The 313-nt window shown below is 37.7% G+C and carries 1 protein-coding gene; it reads right to left on the bottom strand.

The features are described 5' to 3' along the window. On the bottom strand, positions 1-313 hold a 313-nt coding region (locus AC061E_RS16650), incomplete at both ends, for an Ig-like domain-containing protein (RefSeq protein ID WP_478287255.1).

Genomic DNA, 313 nt, shown 5'->3' with positions numbered 1-313 from the left:
AAATAGGACTATTAGAACTAAGTGTTGCTGCAACAGGTAAAGCATTTACTGTTACAGTTGCAGTTGCAGTTAATGGACGAGAACAAGTACCGTTACTTACGCTAGTAAGATTTAAAGTTGTATTTGCAGTTACTGCAGTTACAGTAACATTAACTGTTCCACCTGTACCAATAGTTGCTGTTCCAGATGCTGCACCTGTATAATTTACAGTATTTCCTGCCGTTCCAGTTATAGTAAAAATGGCATCAGCACCAGAACAAATAGGACTATTAGAACTAAGTGTTGCTGCAACAGGTAAAGCATTTACTGTTAC

The organism is Flavobacterium sp. GNP011 (genome assembly GCF_056428925.1).
This window is presented reverse-complemented; position numbering and strand designations above follow the sequence as displayed.